Genomic DNA, 23,495 nt, shown 5'->3' with positions numbered 1-23,495 from the left:
CAAATTGTCGGGTAAGTGACAGACCTTGGGCGACATGCAAGTGACAGATGTGCAAGGACGGGCCAGACGATGCGTGTGCGTCTGATAATGGGCACCATGAAAAATATATGGCAAATCGCGGCGCTCAGTGTGCTGGCGACAGGTTTGGCTGGTTGCACACCCGCCTTGAATTGGCGCGAAGTGCGCTTTGAAGATGGCATCGTTACCGCCTTGATGCCGTGCAAACCAGACGCCGGACAGCGCGACGTCACCCTGAAGTCGGGGGACCGTAACGTGGTGGCGAGTTTGCAAATGCGTGGCTGCGAGGCCAGTGATTTTCAATTCACGCTCGGCCAAATGACGCTGCCTGCAGACATGACGCCCGTCGAAGCCATGGCCGCATGGCGTTTGGCGAGTATTGCGCCCTTGAATATTTCACCGACTGAGGCGTCTGCACAAGCTTGGGCCTTGCGTGGCGCCGATGCCGCGCCTGTTGCGGCAAGAACGAAGGCCATGACGCCGTCGCACCGTGTGCAGTGGGTCTGGTTTGCCCGCGATGGCAAGGTGTACCAAGCTGGCGTTTACGGCAACGCGCAAGCGTCCAAGTTGGATGCGGTGGCCGACGAGTACTTTGCAGGAATCAAGCTTCCATGAACACCGATTTGTTACCCCGTCGCACCGCCGTGTGGGTGTTTGTTGCCTTCGCCTGTGCTTACTTTTTATCGGCCTTGTTGCGTGCCATCACGGCCACCTTGTCGCCCACGTTGTCGGTCGAGTTTGGCTTGCACGCGCGTGATTTGGGCCTGTTGGCGGGGGGGTATTTCTTTGGCTTCTCGTTGACCCAATTGCCCATGGGGCGATGGCTCGACAGTCACGGGCCTAAAAAAGTGGTGCTGAGTTTTTTAGGCGTGGCGGTTTTGGGTTGTTTGGCCTTTGCATGGGCGGATGGCTTTGTGGGCCTGCTGCTCTCTCGTGTGTTGATTGGCGTGGGTGTGAGCGCCTGTTTGATGGCACCGTTGACGGGATACCGCCGCTGGCTAGTGCTGGAGAAGCAACAGCGCGCCAATTCGTGGATGTTGATGACGGGCTCGTTCGGCATGCTGGCCTCCACCTTGCCTGTGCAGTGGTTGCTGCCCGTCATCGGTTGGCGTTGGATTTTTGTCGGCTTGGCGCTGCTGGTGGTGCTGTCGATGGCGTTGATGAGCTGGCAAGTGCCCCGTTGGCGTTTGCCTGAATCCACGGATGCGGTGCCTGCTGAATCTCAAGGGCCCGTCAAAGAAGGCATCTTGGCCAGCTATGTCCAAGTGTGGCGGCATCCGTACTTTCGCAGCCTCACCCCGATCGGGTTTTTCAACTATGGCGGCTTGATTGCGATGCAAACCTTGTGGGCGGGGCCTTGGATGGTCAAGGTGGCCGGTTACACAGCGCTAGAGGCAGCCACAGGCTTGTTTTGGATCAACGTCTGCATGTTGTTCACGTTTTTGGTCTGGGGTCTTGTGACGCCCTCGCTGTATGCGCGCGGACTCAATGCCAACAAGTTGATGACGTGGGGTGTGCCTCTGAACTTCATCGTTCAGATCTACCTCGTGTGTGCGGGCGCCGATGCGGGGGCGTTGTCTTGGGCGCTGTTTTGCATCAGCAGCTCGTTTGTTTCACTCGCGCAGCCTGCCGTCGGCATGGCGTTTCCATCGGCCTTGGCGGGGCGCGCCTTGTCTGCCTACAACTTGGTGTTGTTTTTGGGCGTGTTCGTGGTGCAGTGGGGCATGGGTCTGATGATCGATGGCTTTCAAAGCGCCGGTTATGCTGAGCCCATGGCTTTTCGCGCGGCCATGGCTGTTTTCTTGTTCAGCTGCTTGGCGTCTTACGGCTACTTTTTGAAGCACAAATCTGACCATTGATAATGCGAGACAAGACTTTTGCAAAAGTGCGCTCGCACACGTTATGACCAACCGCATTTTCATCATCGCCCATGCCCCGCTGGCGCAAGCCATGCGCGATTGCGCCATGCATGTGTACCCTGAGTGCGCGGCCACCGTCATTGCACTGGATGTGCTGCCCAACGCTGAGCCCGAAGACACCTTGACTCAAGCCCGTCAAGCCTTGGCGGGGGCCGAGGGCGATGGCTTGTTGGTGTTGACCGATATTTTTGGCGCAACGCCCGCCAACGTCGCCCAAAAAATGGTGGCGAACAATGGCAACGCCAAGCTCATCGCGGGCGTCAATTTGCCCATGCTTTTTCGGGCGGTGTGTTACCGCCATGAACCTTTAGATGCCTTGGTGACCCGCGCCCTTGTGGGCGGCACCCAAGGTGTGATGCAAGTTGCCATCACCGCTCCCCAAAATCAAAACCGTCGAATCCATGATCAAAACCACCACGACCATCAGCAATAAATTGGGCCTGCACGCCCGTGCCTCAGCCAAGCTCACCAAGCTGGCAGGCAGCTTTCCGTGTGAGGTGTGGATCAGCAAGGGCGAGCGCCGTGTGAACGCCAAAAGCATCATGGGCGTCATGATGCTCGCTGCAGGCATTGGCAGCGATGTCGAACTTGAAACCGATGGCGCCCAAGAGCAAGAGGCCATGACCGGGTTGTTGGCATTGATCAACGACAAGTTCGGCGAAGGCGAATAAGGGGCTTCATGACGTTTTCCATCCACGGTCTTGCAGTTGCACGCGGCATCGCCATTGGGCGTGCGGTGTTGGTGGCATCCAGTCGCGTGGATGTGGCGCACTATTTCATTGAAGAGGCGCAAATCCCAGCCGAACTGCTTCGGTTAGCGCAAGCCCGCGATGCGGTGTTGCACGAGTTGCAGCAACTGCACGACACGCTGCCCAAAGAGTCACCGCCCGAGCTGGCTGCGATTCTTGAAGTGCACCTGATGCTCTTGCAAGACGAAATGCTGGCGGACGGTGTGAGCCAATGGGTCAAGGACCGGCTCTACAACGCCGAGTGGGCGTTGACCTCGCAGCTCGATGTTGTGGCCCGTCAGTTTGACGAGATGGATGACCCATATTTGCGCGAGCGCAAGGGCGATTTAGAGCAGGTGGTGGAGCGCATGCTGCGCCACATCAAAGGCGTGCCGCATGTGGTGCCCCAAGCGTCGCTCAAACGCACGCCATCTGCCCGCCAGCAAGACCTGCAACTCGATGATCACATGGACGTGCCCTTGGTCTTGGTTGCGCACGATTTGTCGCCTGCCGACATGTTGCAATTCAAGCAAAGCGTGTTCACCGGTTTTGTCACCGATGTGGGTGGCAAAACCTCGCACACCGCCATCGTGGCGCGTAGCCTAGACATTCCTGCGGTGGTGGGCGCGCGCACAGCCAGCCAGTTGGTGCGTCAAGATGATTGGATCATCATTGACGGCGATGCGGGCGTGGTGATCGTCAACCCGTCTTCCATCATCTTGGCGGAATATGGTTTCAAAAAACGCCAAGCTGAATTAGAGCGAGAGCGGCTTTCGCGTTTGCGCCACACGCCTGCCGTCACGATGGACGATCAACGCGTGGAGTTGTTAGCCAACATCGAAATGCCCGAAGACGCGCCTGCTGCCTTGGCGGTGGGGGCTGTGGGCGTGGGTTTGTTTCGCAGCGAGTTTTTGTTCATGGGCCGCGTGGGTGCGTTGCCCGATGAAGACGAGCAGTTTCAGGCCTATCGCCGCGCGGTGGAGGGGATGCAAGGCCTGCCCGTGACCATTCGCACCGTCGACATTGGCGCCGACAAACCGTTGGAACGTGCGCACAAAGAAGACACACATTTGAACCCTGCCTTGGGGCTGCGCGCCATTCGTTGGAGTTTGGCTGACCCCGCCATGTTTTTGACGCAATTGCGCGCTGTGTTGCGTGCGGCGGCATTTGGCCAAGTGAATCTGCTGATTCCTATGCTGGCGCATGCCCGCGAGATCAAGCAAACCTTTGCCTTGCTGGATCAAGCGCGTGCGCAGTTGGACGCGCGAGGTGTGGCGTTTGGCCCCCTCAAGGTGGGCGCGATGATCGAAATTCCAGCGGCAGCGCTGAGCGTGAAGATGTTCTTGCGCCACTTCGATTTCTTGTCCATCGGCACCAACGACTTGATTCAATACACCTTGGCCATCGACCGCGCCGATGAGTCGGTGGCGCATTTGTACGACCCCTTGCATCCCGCGGTGTTGCATTTGGTGGCAGACACGATTGCCGAATGTCGTGCGCAAGGCAAAGGCGTGAGTGTCTGCGGCGAGATGGCCGGTGACCCATCGCTCACGCGCTTGTTATTGGGCTTGGGGCTGCGCAGTTTCTCGATGCACCCCACCCAAATTTTGGCGGTCAAGCAAGAGGTGCTGCGCGCCGACGCCTCGCGTTTGCAAGGCTGGGCGCAGCAGGTCATGGCCAGCGATGAGCCGGCCGAGTTGATGGGCGTTTAAGCCTTAGATGCTTCCGATGCCGCGTGGGCTTGTTGGTCTGCATGGTATGAAGATCTAACCATTGCGCCGACGGCTGCGTGACTGAAGCCCATCTCGTAGGCTTTCTCTTCAAACATCTTGAACGTGTCGGGGTGCACGTAGCGGCGCACAGGGATGTGGCTGGTGCTGGGCGCCAAGTACTGGCCAATGGTCAGCATGTCGATGTTGTGTGCACGCATGTCTTGCATGACTTGCAAAATCTCTTCGTCTGTTTCGCCCAAGCCCACCATCAATCCACTTTTCGTTGGCACGTTGGGGTGGAGTGCTTTGAATTTTTTGAGCAAATTCAAACTGAAGGCGTAGTCGCTGCCAGGGCGCGCTTCTTTGTAGAGACGCGGCACGGTTTCCATGTTGTGGTTCATCACATCGGGTGGCGCTGCCTTGAGAATTTCCAGAGCGCGGTCGTCGCGGCCGCGGAAGTCGGGCACCAAAATTTCGATTTGTGTTTGAGGTGACAACTCGCGTGTGCGGCGAATGCAGTCCACAAAATGTTGGCTGCCACCGTCGCGCAAATCGTCGCGGTCGACGCTGGTGATGACCACGTATTTCAGTTTCAACTCGGCAATGGTTTTTGCCAAGTTTTCAGGTTCGTTCACGTCCAACGGGTCTGGGCGTCCGTGGCCCACATCGCAGAAGGGGCAGCGGCGTGTGCATTTGTCGCCCATGATCATGAAGGTGGCGGTGCCTTTGCCGAAGCATTCGCCGATGTTGGGGCAGCTGGCTTCTTCGCACACGGTGACCAATTTGTTGGCGCGCAACACATCTTTGATTTCGTAAAAACGCGTGGTGGGCGAGCCCGCTTTGACGCGAATCCAATCCGGCTTTTTCAGCACTTCGCTTTGCTCGACTTTCACGGGGATGCGTGAGAGTTTGGCGGCGGCTTTGTGTTTGGCCGAAGCGTTGTAGTTCTCGACGGTTTGCGCTTCGCGCACGACTTGGTTGTCAGGGGAGGACATAGCAGTAAAGCCTGTGTTGGAGGCCCTGGGTTCAGGGCGCTAAATAGGTAACGAGCTTTTGGCTCAAGGTGTCAGCAGCATCTTGCCAACTGACCGATACGCCGATTGTAGAAAGATCGACGGTTTGCAAGCCTTGGTAGCCGCAAGGGTTGATGCGCTGAAAGGGCGATAGGTCCATGGCCACATTCAGTGCAAGCCCGTGGTACGTGCAATGGCGGCTGACTTTGATGCCCAAGGCTGCGATCTTGCCAAGGCCCGTGAAGTCGGGTGTTTTGCTGCCGTCTTTTTGAGGGCGTTGTGCCAGCATGGCATGGCTGTGCGGGTCGTCGAGACGAACATAAATGCCAGGCGCCCCAGAGACGCGATGCCCCGTGACGTCAAAGTACAGCAGCGTGCGAATGAGGGCTTCTTCCACGCGATGCACATACTCTTTCACGTAATAGCCCGTGCGCTGCAAGTTCACCAGCGGATAGGCCACCACTTGGCCGGGGCCGTGGTAAGTCACTTGTCCGCCGCGGTTGGTGGCAATCACGGGGATGTGGCCGGGGGCGAGCAGGTGATCGGCCTGCCCTGCAAGACCTTGCGTGAAGGTGGGCGGGTGTTCGCACATCCAGAGTGCATCAGGCGTGTCGGCTTGTCGCGCTGCGGTCCATGTTTGCATCGCTTCGTAAGTGGGCAGGTAGTCAACCCGCCCCAAATGCTGTACTTGCATGACGCGTTAAAGAACGACTTTGACCATGGGGTGAGAGGACAGTGCGCTGTACAAGCTGTCGAGTTGTTCGCGACTGGTGGCGGTCACCGTGATCGTGACGCCTAAATACTTGCCGCCAGAGCTGGCGCGCAGCTCGATCGATGCCGCGTCAAAAAAGGGGTCAAACAGACGGGCCACTTGGGTGACGGTGTGCACGAAGTCATCGTGCGCAAGTCCCATGATTTTGATGGGAAAGGCGCTGGGGTACTCGATGAGCGAGTCTTTGCGTGCGGCAGCGTTGGTTGCTGGGTCTTGAGGTGGGTGAATGGATGCGCTCATGGTTGGAGGGGGCCTTTGACGAGGCCGATGAGGATTTTGAAATGGTTTTCAGTATGCATGAGGTGACGGACAAAAATCGTAAAAATGAATGGCCCCGAGGTGCGGAGGTCATGTCAGCGCTGGAAATGAGCCGGTTTAAGTCGGAATAAGTAAGGACATTCTTAAAGCTTAGGTAAAGCAAACGGGGTTTCTACGTATAATCGTGGGCTTTGCTAGTTCCAACTTTCGTAACTTCGGTGTAATTTGAGATGACTAAAATCTCGACAGGGCTAGAAGATGAGGCTCCAGAGCCAGAATTCAAGCCCTTGACGTCCCAAGAAGCGCAAGTGTGGCGGCTGAAGAATCCAACCACATCACCGTGGGTGATTTTGTGGGTGCAAGTTGCGGTTTCAGTTGTGTTGGCTCTGGTGGTCGGCGCATGGAGCAATCAGCCTGCATGGATGTGGTCTGTGGCCTGGGGCGGTTTTGCTGTGGTGTTGCCCGCTGCGTTGTTTGCAAGAGCGTTGTCTCGGCAAATGAAGTTGGGCTCGTCGAGCGTGGCTTTGGCGGGCTTGTTTATGTGGGAGTTGGTCAAGGTTGTCTTGACCGTGGTGTTGCTTGCTGCGGCGCCCAAAGTGATTTCTGAACTGAGTTGGTTGGCATTGCTGGCCGGCTTTGTGGTGACGATGAAGGTGTATTGGTTGGCGTGGTATTGGTCAGCAATACGCAGTCGATCGGTATAAAGATTTGAAAATTGAAATGGTGAACTATGTCTGCTGAACACGCTGGAGCGCATGCTCCGACGGCTGGAGAGTACATCCAGCATCACTTGCAACATTTGCAAAAGAACTTTGCATTTGAGAACGTGAAGCAAGAAACTATTGTTGACTTTTCGCTCTTCAACTTCGACTCCGTGGTTTTTTCCTTGGTGTTGGGCGTGTTGGGTTGTTTGGTCATGTGGTTTGCGGCTCGCAGAGCAACTTCCGGCGTGCCCGGTCGTTTCCAAGCTGCGGTGGAGATGTTGGTTGAGTTGGTCGAAAACCAAGCCAAAGGTGTGATCCACAACGAGAAAAGCCGCAAGCTGATTTCTCCCTTGGCGTTGACTGTGTTTGTTTGGATTTTCCTGATGAACGCGATGGACATGTTGCCTGTCGACTTGATCCCCCAGATTTGGCACAGCGCAGGTCCTGCGATGGGCTTCAAAGATTACATGCGTGTCGTGCCTACGGCCGACTTGTCCACCACCTTGGGCTTGTCCACGTCAGTTTTGTTGATCTGTTTGTTTTACAACATCAAGATCAAAGGTTTGGGTGGTTGGGCGCACGAATTGATCGCGGCTCCCTTCGGTGACCACTGGGCGCTGTATCCGATTAACTTCTTGATGCAGATGATTGAATACGTTGCAAAAACCGTGTCGCATGGCATGCGGTTGTTCGGCAACATGTTTGCGGGTGAGTTGGTGTTCATGTTGATCGCTCTGATGGGCGGCGGCTGGGCAGTCTCGGCATCTGGCATTGGCTTGGCTGTTGGTCACGTCATTGCTGGCACTGTGTGGACCTTGTTCCATATCTTGGTGATCACCCTGCAAGCCTTCATCTTTATGATGTTGACGCTGATCTATGCGGGTCAAGCGCACGACGCACATTGATGTAACTTTTTCTGTTTTCGTTTTTTCTTTTTCACAACTTTTAGGAGCTTTTCATGGAAAACATTCTCGGCCTGGTGGCATTGGCTTGCGGTTTGATCGTTGGTTTGGGTGCTATCGGCGCTTCGATCGGTATCGCTTTGATGGGCGGCAAATTCCTCGAGTCTTCTGCTCGTCAACCTGAATTGATGAACGAATTGCAAACCAAGATGTTCATCTTGGCTGGTTTGATCGACGCTGCTTTCTTGATCGGCGTGGCTATCGCTTTGCTGTTCGCGTTCGCCAACCCCTTCGTTCTGAAGTAATTTGAGCCCCCTTCACGTAAAAGAAGGACTTGAATCGTGAACATTAACGCAACCCTGTTCCTGCAGGCCATCGTTTTTGCAATCTTGGTGTGGTTCACGATGAAATTCGTGTGGCCTCCCATTGCAGCTGCTCTTGATGAGCGTTCTGCAAAGATTGCACACGGCTTGGCTGCTGCTGAACACGCAAAAATTGAACTCTCCAACGCGCACAGAGAAGTGGAATTGAAGCTGGCTGAAACCCGCAACGAATCCACAACTTTGTTGGCTGATGCAGAGCGTCGTGCCCAACATTTGATCGACGATGCCAAGGTTCGCGCCTCGGAAGAAGCGAAACGAATCGTGGCTGCCGCTCAAGCAGAAGCCGCACAAGAAGCCGTGAAAGCCCGTGAAGCACTGCGTGAGCAAGTTGCTGCATTGGCTGTGAAAGGTGCTGAGCAAATTCTCCGCAAGGAAGTCAATGCCAGCGTCCACGCCGACTTGTTGGGTCGCTTGAAGACAGAGCTGTAAGAGGAAGATATGGCTGAACTCGCCACCATTGCCCGTCCTTACGCTGAAGCTTTGTTCAAAGCCTCCAAAGCCGACCTGAACGCTACTGCCGCATGGTTAGAAGAGCTCGCCGCAATCGCAAGCAATGCGCAGTTGATGCAATTTGCTGATAACCCTAAAGTCACAACCGAACAAGTGTTTGGTTTGATTCAGGGTGTTGCGAAAACGCAGTTGTCGCCTGTAGCACAAAACTTTTTGCACGCCGTGATCGACAACGGACGACTGAGCGCTATGCCTGAAATGGCAGCTCAGTTCCGCGAGCGCGTGAATGCACAAAGTGGTACGTCAGATGCCGTGGTTTACAGCGCGTTTGACATCGACGCAGCGGCCTTGGCCAATGTGACGGAATTGCTGCAAAAACGTTTCGGCCGCAAGCTCAACGTTTCTGTGACGCTGCAGCCTGAGCTGATTGGCGGCATTCGCGTGGTGGTGGGTGACGAAGTGCTCGACACTTCAGTCAAAGCCCGTTTGGATCAAATGAAAGTCGCGCTGACTGCCTAAGCCTTTGGCTTGAAAGCAGTTGGCCCTTACAAGAAAGAAGGAAAGAGTCATGCAACTCAATCCCGCAGAAATCTCTGAGCTTATTAAGACTCGTATCGAAGGTCTGGCCGTTGGCGCCGACATTCGTAACCAAGGTACCGTGATTTCGGTGACCGACGGTATCGTTCGTGTTCACGGTCTCTCTGACGTGATGCAAGGCGAGATGTTGGAATTCCCGAACAACACCTTTGGTCTGGCCCTGAACCTTGAGCGTGACTCGGTCGGTGCTGTGATCTTGGGTGAGTACGAGCACATCTCTGAAGGCGACACCGTCAAATGTACCGGTCGCATTTTGGAAGTGCCCGTTGGCCCCGAACTGATTGGCCGCGTGGTGAACGCCTTGGGCCAGCCTATCGACGGCAAAGGCCCCATCAACGCCAAGTTGACTGACGTGATCGAAAAAGTTGCGCCTGGCGTGATTGCTCGTGAATCCGTGAGCCAGCCAATGCAAACAGGTTTGAAGTCCATCGACTCGATGGTTCCCGTGGGCCGTGGCCAACGTGAATTGATCATTGGTGACCGTCAAACGGGTAAGACCGCTGTTGCGATCGACGCCATCATCAACCAAAAAGGTCAGAACATGACCTGCGTTTACGTCGCGATTGGCCAAAAAGCCTCGTCGATCAAAAACGTGGTGCGCGCTTTGGAACAAGCTGGCGCGATGGAATACACCATCGTGGTGGCCGCTTCTGCTTCTGAATCTGCAGCGATGCAGTACGTGTCAGCCTACTCGGGTTGCACGATGGGCGAATACTTCCGCGACCGTGGCGAAGACGCCTTGATCGTGTATGACGATTTGTCCAAGCAAGCTGTGGCTTACCGCCAAGTGTCTTTGCTGTTGCGTCGCCCACCAGGCCGCGAAGCTTACCCTGGCGACGTGTTCTATCTCCACAGCCGTTTGCTCGAACGCGCTGCCCGCGTGAACGCCGACTATGTCGAAGCTTTCACCAAAGGCGCCGTCAAAGGCAAAACAGGTTCATTGACGGCCTTGCCCATCATTGAAACCCAAGCCGGTGACGTGTCTGCATTCGTGCCAACCAACGTGATTTCGATCACGGACGGTCAGATCTTCTTGGAAACCTCGTTGTTCAACGCTGGTATCCGTCCTGCGATTAACGCCGGTATTTCGGTGTCGCGCGTGGGTGGTGCTGCTCAAACGAAATTGGTCAAGAACTTGTCCGGCGGTATCCGTACCGACTTGGCTCAGTACCGTGAATTGGCAGCGTTTGCCCAGTTCGCTTCTGACCTCGACGAAGCCACACGTAAACAGCTCGACCGCGGTGCTCGCGTGACTGAATTGCTCAAGCAAGCTCAGTACAGCCCACAGTCGATCAGCTTGATGGGTGCGACTTTGTTTGCTGTCAACAAGGGTTACCTTGACGACATCGAAGTCAAACAAGTTCTGAGCTTTGAACATGGTTTGCATGCTTACCTCAAAGACAAGCACGCAGCATTGTTGGCCAAATTAGAAGCCGACAAAGCCATGGACAAAGATGCCGAGGCCGACATGAATGCCGCTATCGCAGCATTCAAGAAAACCTTTGCTTAATTCCTACCTGACCACACAAGGAGCCTCTAATGGCAGCAGGTAAGGAAATTCGCGGCAAGATCAAATCGGTGGAAAACACCAAGAAGATCACCAAAGCCATGGAAATGGTCGCCGCGTCCAAAATGCGCAAAGCGCAGGAGCGCATGCGCGCTGCGCGTCCGTACAGCGAAAAAATTCGCCATGTCGCGGCCAACCTCGGCAAAGCCAACCCTGAATACGTTCATCCCTTCATGGAGATCAACGACGCTAAAGGTGCTGGCTATGTCGTGGTGAGCACCGACAAAGGTTTGTGCGGCGGCCTCAACACCAACGTGTTGCGTCTTTTGTCACACAAGTTGCGCGATATGCAAGCTGAAGGCATGACGGCGCAAGCCGTCGCCATCGGTAACAAAGGTTTGGGCTTTTTGAACCGTTCAGGTGTCAAGGTTGTGTCGCACGCGACCCAACTCGGCGATACGCCGCACTTGGACAAATTGATTGGCCCCGTGAAGGTTTTGCTCGACGCTTATGTCAACGGCGAAATCAACGCGGTGTACCTCTGCTTCACACGCTTCATCAACACGATGAAGCAAGAAGCCGTGATTGAGCAATTGCTGCCTTTGTCTGCTGATTTGCTCAAGACGCACGAAGTGCACAGCACATGGGACTACATCTACGAACCTGAGCCGCATGTCGTCATTGACGAGCTGTTGATCCGTTACGTAGAAGCCTTGGTCTATCAGGCCGTGGCTGAAAGTATGGCGTCCGAGCAATCGGCACGCATGGTGGCGATGAAGTCCGCGACCGACAACGCTGGGAACGTGATCAACGAACTCAAACTGGTTTACAACAAGACGCGTCAAGCTGCGATCACGAAAGAACTTTCGGAAATCGTTGCCGGTGCGGCTGCTGTCTGATTTTAATTTTTGGAGCAAAAAATGGCTCATGCCCAAGGCAAGATTGTTCAATGTATTGGCGCTGTGGTGGACGTCGAGTTCCCACGCGACCAAATGCCCAAGGTGTACGACGCACTGAAGCTTGAGGGCACAGCCCTGACGCTCGAAGTGCAGCAACAACTCGGTGACGGCATCGTCCGTACCATCGCGTTGGGCACCTCCGACGGTTTGCGTCGTGGTTTGATGGTGACCAACACTGGCGCGGCGATCACCGTTCCCGTCGGTAAAGCCACCCTCGGTCGCATCATGGACGTGTTGGGTAACCCCATCGACGAACGCGGTCCTGTCGATTTGACACAAACTGCTTCGATTCACCGCAAAGCCCCTGCGTATGACGAACTCAGCCCTTCGCAAGAATTGCTCGAGACCGGCATCAAAGTGATCGACTTGGTCTGCCCATTCGCCAAAGGCGGTAAGGTCGGCTTGTTCGGTGGCGCCGGCGTGGGCAAGACCGTGAACATGATGGAACTTATCAACAACATCGCTAAAGCGCACAGCGGCTTGTCCGTGTTCGCTGGTGTGGGTGAGCGTACCCGTGAAGGTAACGACTTCTATCACGAGATGGCAGACTCTGGCGTTGTGAACCTCGAGAAACTCGAAGAGTCCAAAGTGGCCATGGTTTACGGTCAGATGAACGAGCCTCCTGGCAACCGCTTGCGCGTTGCGTTGACTGGTTTGACCATCGCCGAATCCTTCCGTGACGAAGGTAAAGACGTGTTGTTCTTTGTGGACAACATCTATCGCTACACCTTGGCCGGTACCGAAGTGTCCGCTTTGTTGGGTCGTATGCCTTCTGCTGTGGGTTACCAACCTACATTGGCCGAAGAAATGGGCCGTTTGCAAGAGCGTATTACGTCGACCAAAGTGGGTTCGATCACTTCCATCCAAGCCGTTTACGTGCCTGCCGATGACTTGACCGATCCATCACCTGCGACCACCTTTGCTCACTTGGACTCCACCGTTGTGTTGTCTCGTGACATCGCGTCTTTGGGTATTTACCCCGCTGTGGATCCTTTGGACTCCACCAGCCGTCAGTTGGACCCCTTGGTCGTGGGCGAAGAGCACTACGCCACAGCTCGCGCTGTGCAAGGTACTTTGCAACGCTACAAAGAATTGCGTGACATCATCGCGATTTTGGGCATGGACGAATTGGCACCTGAAGACAAGCTGGCTGTGGCTCGCGCTCGTAAGATCCAACGTTTCCTGTCTCAGCCTTTCCACGTGGCTGAAGTGTTCACTGGCTCGCCCGGTAAATACGTCACCTTGGCTGAAACGATTCGCGGCTTCAAGATGATTGTGAACGGTGAGTGTGACCACTTGCCAGAACAAGCCTTCTACATGGTCGGCACGATCGACGAAGCCTTCGAAAAAGCTAAGAAGATCTGAGAGATCCTATGAGTACCATCCACGTTGATGTCGTCAGTGCAGAAGAGTTGATCTTCTCCGGCGAAGCCACTTTTGTGGCTTTGCCTGGCGAGGCGGGTGAGCTCGGTATTTATCCGCGCCACACCCCGCTGATCTCGCGCATCCGAGCTGGTTCGGTGCGCATCCACACGGCAGATGGTGGCGAAGAGTTTGTGTTCGTGGCGGGTGGCATTCTTGAAGTGCAACCCGATTGCGTCACCGTCATGTCTGACACCGCGGTTCGCGGCAAAGACTTAGACGAAGAAAAAGCCAACGCTGCCAAATTGGCTGCTGAAGAAGCAGTCAAGAATGCCAAAGGCGAAGTCGATTTGGCTCGTGCTCGTTCCGAGTTGACCATCTTGGCTGCCGAGTTGTCTGCTTTGCGTCGCTTCCGCGGTCAAAAGTAAACAGCTTCACGGCTGCAACTTGCCAAAGCCCCTGTCTCACGACTGGGGCTTTTTTCTTGGGCAAAAATCAAGCGACAATTTACCCATGCGAAAAGCCAAACTCCAAGCCGCGACAGTAGGCGGCAGCGCTGACGAGATTGAGGCCCAGTTTTACGAGGCCTTGCAGCAGGGCGACATCGACAAATTGATGGCGTGCTGGGCCGATGAAGACGAGATCATTTGTGTGCACCCAGGCGGTCCTCGCTTGGTGGGCAGCGCCACCATTCGTGGCGCATTTGAAGCCATGTTTGCCAACGGCAGCATTGCAGCGCGGCCAGAACAGGTCAGCAAAGTGGAGTCTCTCACCAGTGCCATGCACAACGTGGTGGAGCGCATCGCCGTGCTCACGGCCGAAGGCCAGCAAGAAGCCTTTGTGATCGCCACCAATGTGTACCAGCGCACCCCGCAAGGATGGCGCATGGTGGCTCACCACGCCAGTCCAGGCACCTCGGCTCTGAAGCAGGGGCCGGTGCACGCGTCTCAGGTCTTGCATTGAGCTGGGATTACCAATCGCCTTGGTGGTTGCCGGGTGGAAATTTACAAACCATCTATGCCGCCAAAGTCGCTCGGCACTTTAAGAACACAGACACACAGTGGGCGCGCGAGCGTTGGGCCACGCCGGATGGCGACTTCATTGACGTGGATTGGCTTCATACGCCCGATGCTGAAAAAGATGCGCCCCTGTTGGTCTTGTTTCATGGCTTAGAGGGCTCCTCGCACAGCCACTACGCGCAAGCCTTTGCGGCTGAAGTGCAGCAACGTGGCTGGCGTCTTGCACTCCCGCACTTCAGAGGCTGCAGCGGCGAGTTGAACTTGGCCCCTCGTGCCTACCATTCCGGCGATCACGAAGAAATCGCGTGGATGTTGTCGCAGTTTCGGCTGCAGCATGATGGCGCCATGTACGCCGTGGGTATTTCTCTTGGTGGCAACGCCTTGATGCGCTGGGCGGGCGAGCAAGGCCATGCCGCGTCTGGCGTGATCGATGGCATCGCTTCCGTGTGTTCGCCCATTGACCTCACCGCCAGCGGTCACGCGATTGACAGCGGCTTTAACAAACGTGTTTACGCCCGTATGTTTTTGGCCAGCATGAAGCCACGCGCCTTGCAAAAACTCCATCAGTTTCCGGGCCTGTTCGACCCCCATGCACTCATGCGTGTTGACACGCTGTATGGTTTTGACAACGTCTTCACCGCACCGCTGCACGGCTTCAAAGACACCGACGACTATTGGCAACGCGCCTCGGCCAAGCCAGGACTTGCCAGCGTGCGCGTGCCGGCGTTGGTGTTGAACGCACGTAACGACCCCTTCATCCCCGCGGATTGTTTGCCTACGCCCCGCGATGTGAGCGATTGGGTTCAGTTGTGGCAACCCGCAACGGGTGGGCATGTCGGCTTTGTGGCTGGGGCCTTCCCTGGGCATTTGGCCGACATGCCACGCGCTGTTGTGGAATGGTTGAAGCAAGCCTCTATCTAAAAGGACCGGTCATGGACGACATCGTCAAACAAGCCATCGCCAAATGGCCCAATGTGCCCGACTGTTACGGCTGGCTCGGCCTAGACGCCCGTGGGGACTGGTACATGCGCGACGACCAAGTGCAGGCCCAAGGCAGTTTCACACAGAGCAAAGGCTCGCGTTTGCAGCATGAGAAGCTGATCGACTTCATTGGCCGCAACTACGAATGCGATGCGCAAGGCCGCTGGTTTTTTCAAAACGGCCCACAGCGCGTGTATGTCGAACTTGAAGCCACGCCTTGGGTTTGGCGCATACAACCCGATGGCAGTCTGCAAACTCACACGGGGCGTGCGGCGCGCATGCAGCGTTGCTGTGTCGATGAAGCGGGCTATTTCTACATGGACACCGAAATAGGTTTTGGCTTGGTGCACACCCAAGACATGCATTTGGCACTGGCCCCCATTGAGTCGGGCTTGTGGGTGCCACAAGAGGTGATGCGGGCCGCACTAGGCCAGCAGTTTGGCTACGTTCGAAGTCCGCAAGCGGCGCAAGTCAAAAGCGAACAGACGTAAAAAAACCGGCCTAGGCCGGTTCTTTTATAAGAAGGCCAATTACTTGGCTTCTGCTTTCTTAGGCTCGCTGAACTTCGCGCCGCCTTCGTTGGCCATGTAGACCACAGCGCGGCCAATTTCGACGTCGTCAAAATCACCACCGCCTTGCGCACCCATCGCGCCTTTGCCTTTGAGTGCAGAGGTCAACAAAGCTTCGTAGCCTTTGCCCACACGAGGAGCCCAGGCAGCTTTGTCGCCGACCTTAGGTGCACCTGCCGCGCCAGATGTGTGACAGGCGGAACACTGGGCTTTGAACACATCAGCGCCGGCCTTCAGTTCGCGGTTGGCATCACGAATCTCAACAGCGCCCACCTTTTGGATGCGGGCTGCCACGGCTTCAGGCGCATTGGAAGAGCCCGCTTGAGGCTTGTTGGCCGAGGTGACAAAGTAAACCAAACCAATGATGATGAAAACAGGCAACACAAACGAGTAACCCACCGCTAGCAAGAGTTGCTTAGGTGTTTTGATCGGGCCAGTGTGGTCTTCTTCGTGGTGGTTGTCGCTCATGATGAATATGTCCTTAGGAATCAACTTTTTAAACTCTTCAAATTATAGCGGGCCCCCTACAATACAGACCGACTCGCATGCGGCTGTAGCTCAGTGGATAGAGTATTGGCCTCCGAAGCCTATGGTCACTTCAACGCTTGTGTGAAAATCAGACCATTGGTTCATTTCAAGATTTGCGACTGTAGCTCAGTGGATAGAGTATCGGCCTCCGAAGCCGAGGGCCGTGGGTTCGATCCCCGCCAGTCGCACCAATCACATCTTTCAGCAGGCTACACCAATCGTCACAGCATGTGATGAGACATGGTTTGTGCCAAATCTGTGCCCGTTCCGTGCCACGAAGACATGGGCTAGAAAGTCGAAATGACGATTGGTCAATAAAGTTTTGCACAGATGCAAGTAAGACCATTGAGCTCATATCCGTGCCCAGTAATTACCGTTATATGTGGACTTTGATTTGACGACCTTCTGATTTTGATAACCTCATCTGATAGGATGGTGGTTCTGTTTTTCATCAGCTTGGGCCATGCAAATCCACGAGTTATCGCAAGCGCAGCGGGAGCGCCTCGCCTACCTCGAATTGCGGGTTTTTTTCACTGGTGAACTGCGTCGTGCTGATATAGAAAACCGGTTTGGCGTGAAGCCGGCAGCTGCCTCGCGCGACATCAGCGTCTACCGCGAGCTCGCACCACAAAACCTTAGCTATGACCTTTCGCTACGTTGTTACGTTGCTACGCCTGTCTTTGTCCCAGTGTTTGACATGCGCTCGGACCGCGTGCTCACATGGCTGGCTCAGGGGTTTGGGGATGGCCTAGATTTGGGTCTGCCCACGCAAACCCCTTTTGAAGGCCCGCAACACTTCTTTTCACCTAATTTACCGACGCTCGCCGCCTTGACCCGTGCCATATGTGCCAAAAAGGCGGTCGCCATCGATTACCTGTCTGTGTCATCGGGTGCCAAACACCGCGAAGTGGTGCCCGTAGCTTTGGCTGATAACGGCCTGCGTTGGCATCTACGTGCCTATGACCGATTTAAAAAACAGTTTGCCGACTTCGTGCTCACGCGCATCCGCAACGTCACGCAACTCGACGGCATAGCGCAACCCGACGAATCTATCGCCGCAGACCAGCAATGGATGCAAACAGTATCTCTGCAGTTGGTTCCGCATCCAGATATGCAGTGGCCACAGGCAGTTGAACTCGACTACGGCATGACCCAAGGCGTGCTTGAAGTAACCACACGCGCCGCCATGGCTGGTTATGTCTTGCAGCGATGGTCCGTCGATGCCTCGCCTAAGCACAGCCTTGACCCAAATGCTCATCACCTTTGGCTGCAAAACCACGAAGTCTTACGCGGCGTGCAAAGTGCCGTGCTTGCCCCGGGTGCACGGTCGCAAGAGAGGGCTGCATGACTTTGTACAACGCCGAAATTTCAGCTGGTTCCTTGCTGATCCCCGAAAGCCGTCGCATCGCGGATCTCATGCTCAGCCAACCCAGCTCTGAGGCTTGGGATGCGGCCATCGTGCGCGACAACATCCTGCAAAAAAAACCGACCACAGCCAAACGCCAGTCCAACCTCATCCGTAAACGTCTGCAGAACCTCGACGCCCAAGGCCTCCAACTCATCGTGCAAAGCGATGTTGAACTGTGCGGCCAGCTACTCATGGCTGCCGCTCTGCGCCACAGTCAACTCATGGCCGACTTCATGCGTGACGTTTACGCCGTCGATTTGCGACAACTAGAACGCAAACTCAGCCACAGGCAGTGGGACACCTTTTTGACCGAATGCGCCCACCGAGATGACGGAGTCAACACATGGGCAACAAGCACACGCCTCAAACTGTTCCAAGTCATCGTTCGTATTCTGGTCGAGGCCAAATTCCTCGACTCCACCAAAAACATGCAACTCACCCCACCCATGCTGCATCCTCGATTGCACACCTATCTGTCCCAGTTGGGTGCCCGTGACACACTGGTTCGAATGGAGTTTGGCCAATGACCGATCGTTTTGATGACCGCCTAAACCAGGTCCTGCCCCGAATCTTGTCGCCCGACGTGCTGGATAACCGGGGGGCTGGTGGCGAAATTGGCTTCTGGATTTTTGACTATCCCGTTGAACGTGAGATGGAGATGCGCCAGTGGTTGTCTGGCGTGATCGAGCCTGGCATTCAGCGACACCGCCCTGACCTTAAGTACATCGTCATCGACCTCTTTGAAGAAGTCATCGCCATTCTCAAAGAGCGCAACTTGCTCGACAAAGCCTATGAAATGCAAATGCGCAAAGGCGATGCCGCCTTGCTGGCCTCATTGCGGTCCGTGCTCAAAGAAGACCGTCTGGCCGCACGCTTGGCAGAAAAAACTGATGCAGCCAATTTAGACCTGCTCATCATCAAAGGCGTGGGCACGGTGTACCCCATGCTGCGCACGCACACGCTGCTGTCGGCGCTCCACCCACACATGAGCCACACACCGCTATTGATGCTCTATCCCGGCGTGTACGACGGACTGTCCCTCAAGCTCTTCAACACGCTCACCGACGACAACTACTACCGAGCCTTCCGCCTCGTGTCTTGACACAGCAAATAACAAAAGAGACTCTCATGCAAATCAAAGACCTTTTCGTCAAACCGATCAATCGCCCCATCAACGGCGTGATCAAGGCAGACCAACGCGACGAAGAAAGCATCTGGCAAGAGCTAGACGAATACGTTGCCACCAAACAGGTCACCGAATACCTGCGCAAGTTTTTTGATGCGTACCTCGCCATCGCGGCCAACCCCAACGACGCAGCCGTAACCTCCCGCATGGGCGTGTGGGTGTCGGGCTTTTTTGGCAGCGGTAAATCTCACTTCATCAAGATCCTGTCTTACCTGCTGGGCAACATCGAAGCCCGCAACGCGCTGAGCCATGACAGCCAAAAAGCCGTCCAGTTCTTTGAATCCAAAATCAAAGACCCGATGCTCCTGGGCGACATTCGCCGCGCCGTGGCGGGTGACACCGATGTCATCTTGTTCAACATCGACTCCAAAGCCGATGCCAAAAACGACCGCGACGCCATCTTGCAAGTCTTCTTGCGCGTATTCAACGAAATGCAGGGCCTGTCTGGCGACGCGCCTCATGTGGCCGACATGGAGCGCCACCTGATTAGCAAGGGTGTTTTTGATAACTTCAAGCAAGCCTTTCAAACGGCCAGCGGCAGCACTTGGGAGGCCGAGCGCGACGCGGTGGATTTCATGCGCGACGAAGTCATCGCAGGTCTGGGCCAAGCACTTGGAATGAGTGCCGAGTCTGCTGGCCAGTGGTTCGACAACGCCCGCGACAGCTACAAGATCAACATTGAAAGCTTTGCCGACCTCGTTAACAGCTACCTCAGCACCAAGAGCGCTGCGCATCGGGTCGTCTTTTTGGTGGACGAAGTGGGGCAGTTCATTGGGCAAAACACCCAGCTCATGCTCAACCTGCAAACCATCACCGAGCAGCTGGGCACCCGATGCAAAGGCCGCGCCTGGGTCATCGTGACCAGCCAAGAAGACATCGACGCCACGCTGGGCGAGGCCAACCAGTCCCGCACCAACGACTTCTCCAAAATTCAAGGCCGTTTTCACACGCGCCTGTCGCTGTCTAGCTCAAACACCGACGAGGTCATCGCCCACCGCCTGCTGGAGAAAACCCCCGAGGCCCGCACCCAGCTCGAAGCCGTCTGGCAAGCCAAAGGCGACATCATCAACAACCAGCTCTCGTTTGCAGACCACGCCATTGCCTTCAAGCGCATCCAAAGCGCCGAAGACTTTGCCACGCACTACCCCTTTGCGCCTTATCAGTTTCAGCTGCTGCAAAAAGTCTTCGAGTCCATCCGTAAAGTAGGGGCCACCGGGCGACACCTGGCCAAAGGCGAGCGATCCATGCTCGATGCCTTCCAGACCGCCGCCTTGCTCAACTGCGACAAAGGCACCGACATTCTGGTGCCCCTGTACGACTTTTACCCCTCCATCGAAAGCTTCCTCGACTCCACCGTCAAACGTGCCATCGACCAAGCCAGCGACAACCATGCGCTGGAAAAGTTTGACCTCCAGCTGCTGCGTGCGTTGTTCCTGATCCGTTATGCCGAAGCCGTCAAAGGCACAGTCGACAACTTGGCTACCCTTTGCTTGGACCGCATTGACGCTGACAAACTCACCCTCAAGCGAGAGATCGAAGCCAGCCTGAACCGCTTGGAGCGCCAAAACCTGGTCAGCCGTAACGGTGACTTGTGGTTCTTCCTGACCAACGAAGAGCGCGATGTATCGCAAGAAATCAAGTCGGTCGAAGTGTCGTCCACAGAAGTGGGTCGCTTGGTGGCCGAAATCATCTTTGATGAAATCTTGAGCGGCCAAACCAAGGTTCGCCACCGCGACACCAAGAGCGATTACGAATTCAACCGCTTTCTGGACGGTTCGCCCTTCAAGCAAGCCAACCATGCGCTCACGTTAGAACTCTTGACCCCTGTAGGTGCTGACTACGAACTCATGACCGACGCCAAGTGCATCGGACGCAGCGTCGAAGGGCAAGGCAAAGCCATTTGCCGAATCGCCAACGATGCCCGTGTTGATCTCGAACTGCGCACTTATTTGCAGATCGAAAAATACATAGGCCCCAAGTCCGATGCCGCCACGCCTGCCCTCAAACGCATCTTGCTCGACCGCAAAGAAGAAAACCGCGAACGCAGAAGCCGCCTGGTGCTGCAACTGACCGAGTCCATGACCCGTGGCGACTTTTTTGCATTGGGCCAAAAACCGGCCATCAAGACCCAGTCACCCAGCGTGCAGGTGGATGAACTGCTCAACTACCTCGTTACCAACACCTACAGCAAGCTCAGCTACATCAAGGTGCGCCAACCCGACCCGGCAGCCGAAATCCGCGCTGTGCTGTCGGCCGACAGCTTGGGCCAGGCCAGCATCGCCAACTTAGGCGAAGAAGGCAACCCACTGGCCATGGCCGAGATGCGTCAATACCTGACCGTGGCTGCCAGTGCGGGCCGAGTGCTCTTGTCTGATTTGGTAGCCCGATTCGATGGCGCTCCTTGGGGCTGGCGTCCTGAGCTGGAAACGGTTTTGCTAATTGCCCGCCTCTTCATGGCTGGTGAGATCAAGCTCGTCATGGAAGGCAATGACCTTGATCCCAAAACCGCTGTCGAGCCGCTGACCAAGCCCGCCCGATTCAAACAAGTCTCGCTGCTCAAGCGCAAAACTGCCGACGAAGGCACCCGCGCTAAAGCGCGTGAGCTGCACAAAAGCCTGTTTGCCACCCTGCCGCCCGAAGACGAAGACGCACTGGTCGCCACCTTCCGCACCAATCTGGCCGACCTCAAAAGCCAACTTGACCGCGCCAAAGGCAAAGCCGAACAAAAGTACTTTCCAGGCTTGAGTGAAATCACCGGTGCGCTGACCACCATCGACAGACAACTCGCCATCCGCGATCCGTTTGAATTCATCTCGGCCTTACTGGAAAGCAAAAACGACTGGCTCGATTTGTCAGACGACACCCACGATGTGCTCAGCTTCTACAAAACGCAAGCTACGGTCTGGGCCCGCATGCTCGAAGCCATGACCGGCTTTGCCGACAACCACACCGAACTCATCAAAGACCCCGCTGCAGCAGTTGCCATGGCTGAGCTGGAGCGCATTCACGCCAACAAAACGCCTTACGCACAGGTCAACAAAATCGAGGCCTTGCTGGCCACTGTGGAAAAGGTGAACGACAGCCTAGCCGCTGAGCGGCGTGCTAAAGCCATTGACACCATCGACAGCAAAATCACCGAAGCCACTCATGCGTTGGACGCTACGCAGGCCGAAGCAGCCTTGCGCAACACCGTGCTCAAGCCTCTACAAGACCTCAAGCTCCAACTGGCAGGTCTGAGCAGCATCCCGCGAATCCTGTTTTTGCAAAACCGTGCGGGCGATCTGCTGGACGAAGTGATGGACAAGCTGGCTCAGGCCGAAAAGGCTCGAACGCCTGCATTGCCTGTGCCTGGGCAGACCGGCGAAAAAACAGACCTTGTGCCACCAGCTCCCCCCGCCCCAAAATCTCGCCCGATCAAAGTGATCCATGTTGCTGATCTGGAAGGGAAAACCTATCTGGAATCAGAGGCAGAAGTTGACGAGTACCTCAGAGCGCTCAAAACGTTGCTGTTGCAGGTCATTCAATCTGGACAAAAAGCGCGTCTTCAGTAAGTTTTAACCACTTAACGGTTGTCAATATTTCAGGATGAATCCGCCATGAAACTACAGACCAAAAAATCTAGCATTTCACCCAAGATGCAAAAGTCAACAGATGCAGCAATGGCTGCAAAACTGCGGATTTTGAAATTCTTGGACGATCACCCAGAAATTACCGAAGGGGTGAAAGAGATTCGCGCTTGCCTTCAGTTTGCAGATTTTTCCTATGAGCTTTTTGCAGCAGACGTGCTGGCTGAAAACGTTGATCGAACACAAAGCTTAGTCAACGGTCCGCTGTACATATCGAGCCGATTTCCACAGCCACTGAGAGAAGATGGCAGGCAGATGTTTCCTGTCCTGCAGTTGAACATGAGCTGGCTCAATGGCATGTGTGACCGTGACTTCGAGCCAAACTTGCTTCAGTTTTGGTGGGATGGTGGCGCATACAAAGGACTCATACGTCAAATACCTTTGACAGATGTTGTGATGTCCGAGCTGCTGCCTATTCACGTTGATGACGATGTACTGGAAGATGGGCGCCTGTGGATACCCGAAGAATGGTCAGTCTTGCAAGAGGATGGAGCTTTTCTGATTTTGGAATGCAAGCCCTATGGCATGACCTGCCCCAGTGTTGACATCGGTCGCGACTGGTTGGCTGACGATGAGCATGCAGAAGTGATTGATGAAAAATTTTGGGCAGACCTAGAAGAGTTCTCAAATTACGGCGGAATGTTTGGTCTAGGGTCAGTCCGTGGCCCTCAATCGAAATTAACCAGCGTGGGGCATTTATTCGGTTCATTCAGAACAGCCCAATTAAGCAATGAAGAAATCGATTCGGATGGCTGTTTGATGAACTTGAGCTGGGCTACTGGCTACGGAAATATCTTTTACAACCGCGTAAGCGAGAGCGGGCAACACAGCTTCTCTTTTTACCTCGACAAATAGTGCTTTGTTTCTTTACGAAGTCGTAGACCTAAATATCAA

The 23,495-nt window shown here is 55.2% G+C and carries 26 protein-coding genes and 1 tRNA gene; 23 read left to right on the top strand and 4 right to left on the bottom strand.

Going from position 1 to position 23,495, the window contains the following annotated elements:
* Window positions 1–96 precede the first annotated feature (96 nt).
* From C5F52_RS18285 to ptsP, 5 genes are read left to right on the top strand one after another with little or no spacing between them, the layout of a single operon-like run.
* A complete protein-coding gene (locus C5F52_RS18285; protein ID WP_146100112.1) occupies window positions 97–633 on the top strand; it encodes a hypothetical protein in 537 nt (178 codons plus the stop codon).
* The gene (locus C5F52_RS18280; RefSeq protein ID WP_104799788.1) at window positions 630–1,877 is read left to right on the top strand and encodes an MFS transporter; all 1,248 of its coding nucleotides are present in this window, start codon (window positions 630–632) and stop codon (window positions 1,875–1,877) included. The genes C5F52_RS18285 and C5F52_RS18280 overlap by 4 nt, the downstream gene beginning before the upstream one ends.
* A 43-nt stretch (window positions 1,878–1,920) precedes the next feature.
* Complete coding sequence (locus tag C5F52_RS18275; protein ID WP_104799787.1) at window positions 1,921–2,370, top strand: PTS sugar transporter subunit IIA; 450 nt, start codon at window positions 1,921–1,923, stop codon at window positions 2,368–2,370.
* Window positions 2,339–2,608 carry an HPr family phosphocarrier protein gene (locus tag C5F52_RS18270; RefSeq protein ID WP_104799786.1) on the top strand — a complete coding sequence of 90 codons (270 nt, stop codon included), beginning with the start codon at window positions 2,339–2,341 and terminating at the stop codon, window positions 2,606–2,608. The genes C5F52_RS18275 and C5F52_RS18270 overlap by 32 nt, the downstream gene beginning before the upstream one ends.
* An 8-nt stretch (window positions 2,609–2,616) precedes the next feature.
* Window positions 2,617–4,377 (top strand): phosphoenolpyruvate--protein phosphotransferase, encoded by a 1,761-nt coding sequence (gene ptsP / locus C5F52_RS18265; RefSeq protein ID WP_104799785.1) that lies wholly within the window; start codon window positions 2,617–2,619, stop codon window positions 4,375–4,377.
* Here ptsP and lipA read toward each other — a convergent pair.
* Genes lipA through C5F52_RS18250 form a run of 3 tightly spaced genes read right to left on the bottom strand, consistent with a single transcriptional unit; the run spans window position 4,374 to window position 6,402 of the window.
* A complete protein-coding gene (gene lipA / locus C5F52_RS18260; RefSeq protein WP_104799784.1) occupies window positions 4,374–5,372 on the bottom strand; it encodes a lipoyl synthase in 999 nt (332 codons plus the stop codon). The two genes, ptsP and lipA, sit on opposite strands and share 4 nt — an antisense overlap.
* A 31-nt stretch (window positions 5,373–5,403) precedes the next feature.
* On the bottom strand, window positions 5,404–6,084 hold the full coding sequence (lipB, locus tag C5F52_RS18255) for a lipoyl(octanoyl) transferase LipB (RefSeq protein ID WP_104799783.1): 681 nt from the start codon (window positions 6,082–6,084) through the stop codon (window positions 5,404–5,406).
* Between the two features lie 6 nt (window positions 6,085–6,090).
* A complete protein-coding gene (locus C5F52_RS18250; protein WP_104799782.1) occupies window positions 6,091–6,402 on the bottom strand; it encodes a DUF493 family protein in 312 nt (103 codons plus the stop codon).
* A 248-nt stretch (window positions 6,403–6,650) separates the two neighbouring features.
* On the opposite strand from C5F52_RS18250, the gene C5F52_RS18245 reads away from it, so the two are divergent.
* The 12 genes from C5F52_RS18245 (at window position 6,651) to C5F52_RS18190 (ending at window position 15,775) form a co-directional block, all read left to right on the top strand.
* Window positions 6,651–7,124 (top strand): ATP synthase subunit I, encoded by a 474-nt coding sequence (locus tag C5F52_RS18245; RefSeq protein ID WP_104799781.1) that lies wholly within the window; start codon window positions 6,651–6,653, stop codon window positions 7,122–7,124.
* A 26-nt stretch (window positions 7,125–7,150) separates the two neighbouring features.
* Window positions 7,151–8,029: a F0F1 ATP synthase subunit A gene (gene atpB, locus C5F52_RS18240; protein WP_104799780.1), complete on the top strand. Its 879-nt coding sequence runs from the start codon at window positions 7,151–7,153 to the stop codon at window positions 8,027–8,029.
* Window positions 8,030–8,082: 53 nt separating this feature from the next.
* The gene (atpE, locus tag C5F52_RS18235; protein ID WP_019429175.1) at window positions 8,083–8,331 is read left to right on the top strand and encodes a F0F1 ATP synthase subunit C; all 249 of its coding nucleotides are present in this window, start codon (window positions 8,083–8,085) and stop codon (window positions 8,329–8,331) included.
* A gap of 36 nt (window positions 8,332–8,367) precedes the next feature.
* Window positions 8,368–8,838, top strand: coding sequence for a F0F1 ATP synthase subunit B (locus C5F52_RS18230; RefSeq protein WP_104799779.1), 471 nt, complete (start codon window positions 8,368–8,370; stop codon window positions 8,836–8,838).
* Window positions 8,839–8,847: 9 nt separating this feature from the next.
* Window positions 8,848–9,378, top strand: a complete 531-nt coding sequence (locus C5F52_RS18225) for a F0F1 ATP synthase subunit delta (RefSeq protein ID WP_104799778.1) — start codon at window positions 8,848–8,850, stop codon at window positions 9,376–9,378.
* A 49-nt stretch (window positions 9,379–9,427) separates the two neighbouring features.
* On the top strand, window positions 9,428–10,966 hold the full coding sequence (gene atpA, locus C5F52_RS18220; RefSeq protein ID WP_104799777.1) for a F0F1 ATP synthase subunit alpha: 1,539 nt from the start codon (window positions 9,428–9,430) through the stop codon (window positions 10,964–10,966).
* 29 nt (window positions 10,967–10,995) lie between these two features.
* Window positions 10,996–11,862 carry a F0F1 ATP synthase subunit gamma gene (atpG, locus tag C5F52_RS18215; protein WP_104799776.1) on the top strand — a complete coding sequence of 289 codons (867 nt, stop codon included), beginning with the start codon at window positions 10,996–10,998 and terminating at the stop codon, window positions 11,860–11,862.
* A 21-nt stretch (window positions 11,863–11,883) separates the two neighbouring features.
* Window positions 11,884–13,287, top strand: a complete 1,404-nt coding sequence (atpD, locus tag C5F52_RS18210) for a F0F1 ATP synthase subunit beta (protein ID WP_104799814.1) — start codon at window positions 11,884–11,886, stop codon at window positions 13,285–13,287.
* An 8-nt stretch (window positions 13,288–13,295) separates the two neighbouring features.
* Window positions 13,296–13,712: a F0F1 ATP synthase subunit epsilon gene (locus C5F52_RS18205; RefSeq protein ID WP_104799775.1), complete on the top strand. Its 417-nt coding sequence runs from the start codon at window positions 13,296–13,298 to the stop codon at window positions 13,710–13,712.
* 85 nt (window positions 13,713–13,797) lie between these two features.
* Complete coding sequence (locus C5F52_RS18200; RefSeq protein ID WP_104799774.1) at window positions 13,798–14,247, top strand: nuclear transport factor 2 family protein; 450 nt, start codon at window positions 13,798–13,800, stop codon at window positions 14,245–14,247.
* Window positions 14,244–15,224 carry a YheT family hydrolase gene (locus C5F52_RS18195; RefSeq protein WP_236657912.1) on the top strand — a complete coding sequence of 327 codons (981 nt, stop codon included), beginning with the start codon at window positions 14,244–14,246 and terminating at the stop codon, window positions 15,222–15,224. The genes C5F52_RS18200 and C5F52_RS18195 overlap by 4 nt, the downstream gene beginning before the upstream one ends.
* Before the next feature lie 11 nt (window positions 15,225–15,235).
* Window positions 15,236–15,775: a DUF2946 family protein gene (locus tag C5F52_RS18190; RefSeq protein ID WP_104799772.1), complete on the top strand. Its 540-nt coding sequence runs from the start codon at window positions 15,236–15,238 to the stop codon at window positions 15,773–15,775.
* A gap of 39 nt (window positions 15,776–15,814) precedes the next feature.
* On the opposite strand, the gene C5F52_RS18185 is transcribed toward C5F52_RS18190, so the two are convergent.
* On the bottom strand, window positions 15,815–16,321 hold the full coding sequence (locus tag C5F52_RS18185) for a cytochrome c5 family protein (protein ID WP_104799771.1): 507 nt from the start codon (window positions 16,319–16,321) through the stop codon (window positions 15,815–15,817).
* 175 nt (window positions 16,322–16,496) lie between these two features.
* Here C5F52_RS18185 and C5F52_RS18180 point away from each other — a divergent pair.
* The 6 genes from C5F52_RS18180 to C5F52_RS18155 all read left to right on the top strand — a co-directional run bounded on the left by C5F52_RS18180 (window position 16,497) and on the right by C5F52_RS18155 (window position 23,456).
* Window positions 16,497–16,572 (top strand) — tRNA-Arg (locus C5F52_RS18180).
* 272 nt (window positions 16,573–16,844) lie between these two features.
* Window positions 16,845–17,729, top strand: a complete 885-nt coding sequence (locus C5F52_RS18175) for a WYL domain-containing protein (protein WP_104799770.1) — start codon at window positions 16,845–16,847, stop codon at window positions 17,727–17,729.
* Window positions 17,726–18,316, top strand: a complete 591-nt coding sequence (locus tag C5F52_RS18170) for a DUF1819 family protein (RefSeq protein WP_104799769.1) — start codon at window positions 17,726–17,728, stop codon at window positions 18,314–18,316. The genes C5F52_RS18175 and C5F52_RS18170 overlap by 4 nt, the downstream gene beginning before the upstream one ends.
* Window positions 18,313–18,891, top strand: a complete 579-nt coding sequence (locus tag C5F52_RS18165; RefSeq protein WP_104799768.1) for a DUF1788 domain-containing protein — start codon at window positions 18,313–18,315, stop codon at window positions 18,889–18,891. The genes C5F52_RS18170 and C5F52_RS18165 overlap by 4 nt, the downstream gene beginning before the upstream one ends.
* A 26-nt stretch (window positions 18,892–18,917) precedes the next feature.
* Window positions 18,918–22,526, top strand: coding sequence for a BREX system P-loop protein BrxC (brxC, locus tag C5F52_RS18160; protein WP_104799767.1), 3,609 nt, complete (start codon window positions 18,918–18,920; stop codon window positions 22,524–22,526).
* A gap of 45 nt (window positions 22,527–22,571) precedes the next feature.
* The gene (locus tag C5F52_RS18155) at window positions 22,572–23,456 is read left to right on the top strand and encodes a hypothetical protein (protein ID WP_104799766.1); all 885 of its coding nucleotides are present in this window, start codon (window positions 22,572–22,574) and stop codon (window positions 23,454–23,456) included.
* Window positions 23,457–23,495 lie beyond the last annotated feature (39 nt).

This window comes from Limnohabitans sp. TS-CS-82, from assembly GCF_002943475.1.
This window is presented reverse-complemented; position numbering and strand designations above follow the sequence as displayed.

What these genes read in the sequence shown, in the direction of transcription:
- C5F52_RS18285 (WP_146100112.1), top strand. Translation starts at nt 97, where the DNA reads ATGAAAAATATATGGCAAATCGCGGCGCTCAGTGTGCTGGCGACAGGT.
- C5F52_RS18280 (WP_104799788.1), top strand. Translation starts at nt 630, where the DNA reads ATGAACACCGATTTGTTACCCCGTCGCACCGCCGTGTGGGTGTTTGTT.
- C5F52_RS18275 (WP_104799787.1), top strand. Translation starts at nt 1,921, where the DNA reads ATGACCAACCGCATTTTCATCATCGCCCATGCCCCGCTGGCGCAAGCC.
- C5F52_RS18270 (WP_104799786.1), top strand. Translation starts at nt 2,339, where the DNA reads ATGATCAAAACCACCACGACCATCAGCAATAAATTGGGCCTGCACGCC.
- ptsP (WP_104799785.1), top strand. Translation starts at nt 2,617, where the DNA reads ATGACGTTTTCCATCCACGGTCTTGCAGTTGCACGCGGCATCGCCATT.
- lipA (WP_104799784.1), bottom strand. Translation starts at nt 5,372, where the DNA reads ATGTCCTCCCCTGACAACCAAGTCGTGCGCGAAGCGCAAACCGTCGAG.
- lipB (WP_104799783.1), bottom strand. Translation starts at nt 6,084, where the DNA reads ATGCAAGTACAGCATTTGGGGCGGGTTGACTACCTGCCCACTTACGAA.
- C5F52_RS18250 (WP_104799782.1), bottom strand. Translation starts at nt 6,402, where the DNA reads ATGAGCGCATCCATTCACCCACCTCAAGACCCAGCAACCAACGCTGCC.
- C5F52_RS18245 (WP_104799781.1), top strand. Translation starts at nt 6,651, where the DNA reads ATGACTAAAATCTCGACAGGGCTAGAAGATGAGGCTCCAGAGCCAGAA.
- atpB (WP_104799780.1), top strand. Translation starts at nt 7,151, where the DNA reads ATGTCTGCTGAACACGCTGGAGCGCATGCTCCGACGGCTGGAGAGTAC.
- atpE (WP_019429175.1), top strand. Translation starts at nt 8,083, where the DNA reads ATGGAAAACATTCTCGGCCTGGTGGCATTGGCTTGCGGTTTGATCGTT.
- C5F52_RS18225 (WP_104799778.1), top strand. Translation starts at nt 8,848, where the DNA reads ATGGCTGAACTCGCCACCATTGCCCGTCCTTACGCTGAAGCTTTGTTC.
- atpA (WP_104799777.1), top strand. Translation starts at nt 9,428, where the DNA reads ATGCAACTCAATCCCGCAGAAATCTCTGAGCTTATTAAGACTCGTATC.
- atpG (WP_104799776.1), top strand. Translation starts at nt 10,996, where the DNA reads ATGGCAGCAGGTAAGGAAATTCGCGGCAAGATCAAATCGGTGGAAAAC.
- atpD (WP_104799814.1), top strand. Translation starts at nt 11,884, where the DNA reads ATGGCTCATGCCCAAGGCAAGATTGTTCAATGTATTGGCGCTGTGGTG.
- C5F52_RS18205 (WP_104799775.1), top strand. Translation starts at nt 13,296, where the DNA reads ATGAGTACCATCCACGTTGATGTCGTCAGTGCAGAAGAGTTGATCTTC.
- C5F52_RS18200 (WP_104799774.1), top strand. Translation starts at nt 13,798, where the DNA reads ATGCGAAAAGCCAAACTCCAAGCCGCGACAGTAGGCGGCAGCGCTGAC.
- C5F52_RS18190 (WP_104799772.1), top strand. Translation starts at nt 15,236, where the DNA reads ATGGACGACATCGTCAAACAAGCCATCGCCAAATGGCCCAATGTGCCC.
- C5F52_RS18185 (WP_104799771.1), bottom strand. Translation starts at nt 16,321, where the DNA reads ATGAGCGACAACCACCACGAAGAAGACCACACTGGCCCGATCAAAACA.
- C5F52_RS18175 (WP_104799770.1), top strand. Translation starts at nt 16,845, where the DNA reads ATGCAAATCCACGAGTTATCGCAAGCGCAGCGGGAGCGCCTCGCCTAC.
- C5F52_RS18170 (WP_104799769.1), top strand. Translation starts at nt 17,726, where the DNA reads ATGACTTTGTACAACGCCGAAATTTCAGCTGGTTCCTTGCTGATCCCC.
- C5F52_RS18165 (WP_104799768.1), top strand. Translation starts at nt 18,313, where the DNA reads ATGACCGATCGTTTTGATGACCGCCTAAACCAGGTCCTGCCCCGAATC.
- brxC (WP_104799767.1), top strand. Translation starts at nt 18,918, where the DNA reads ATGCAAATCAAAGACCTTTTCGTCAAACCGATCAATCGCCCCATCAAC.
- C5F52_RS18155 (WP_104799766.1), top strand. Translation starts at nt 22,572, where the DNA reads ATGAAACTACAGACCAAAAAATCTAGCATTTCACCCAAGATGCAAAAG.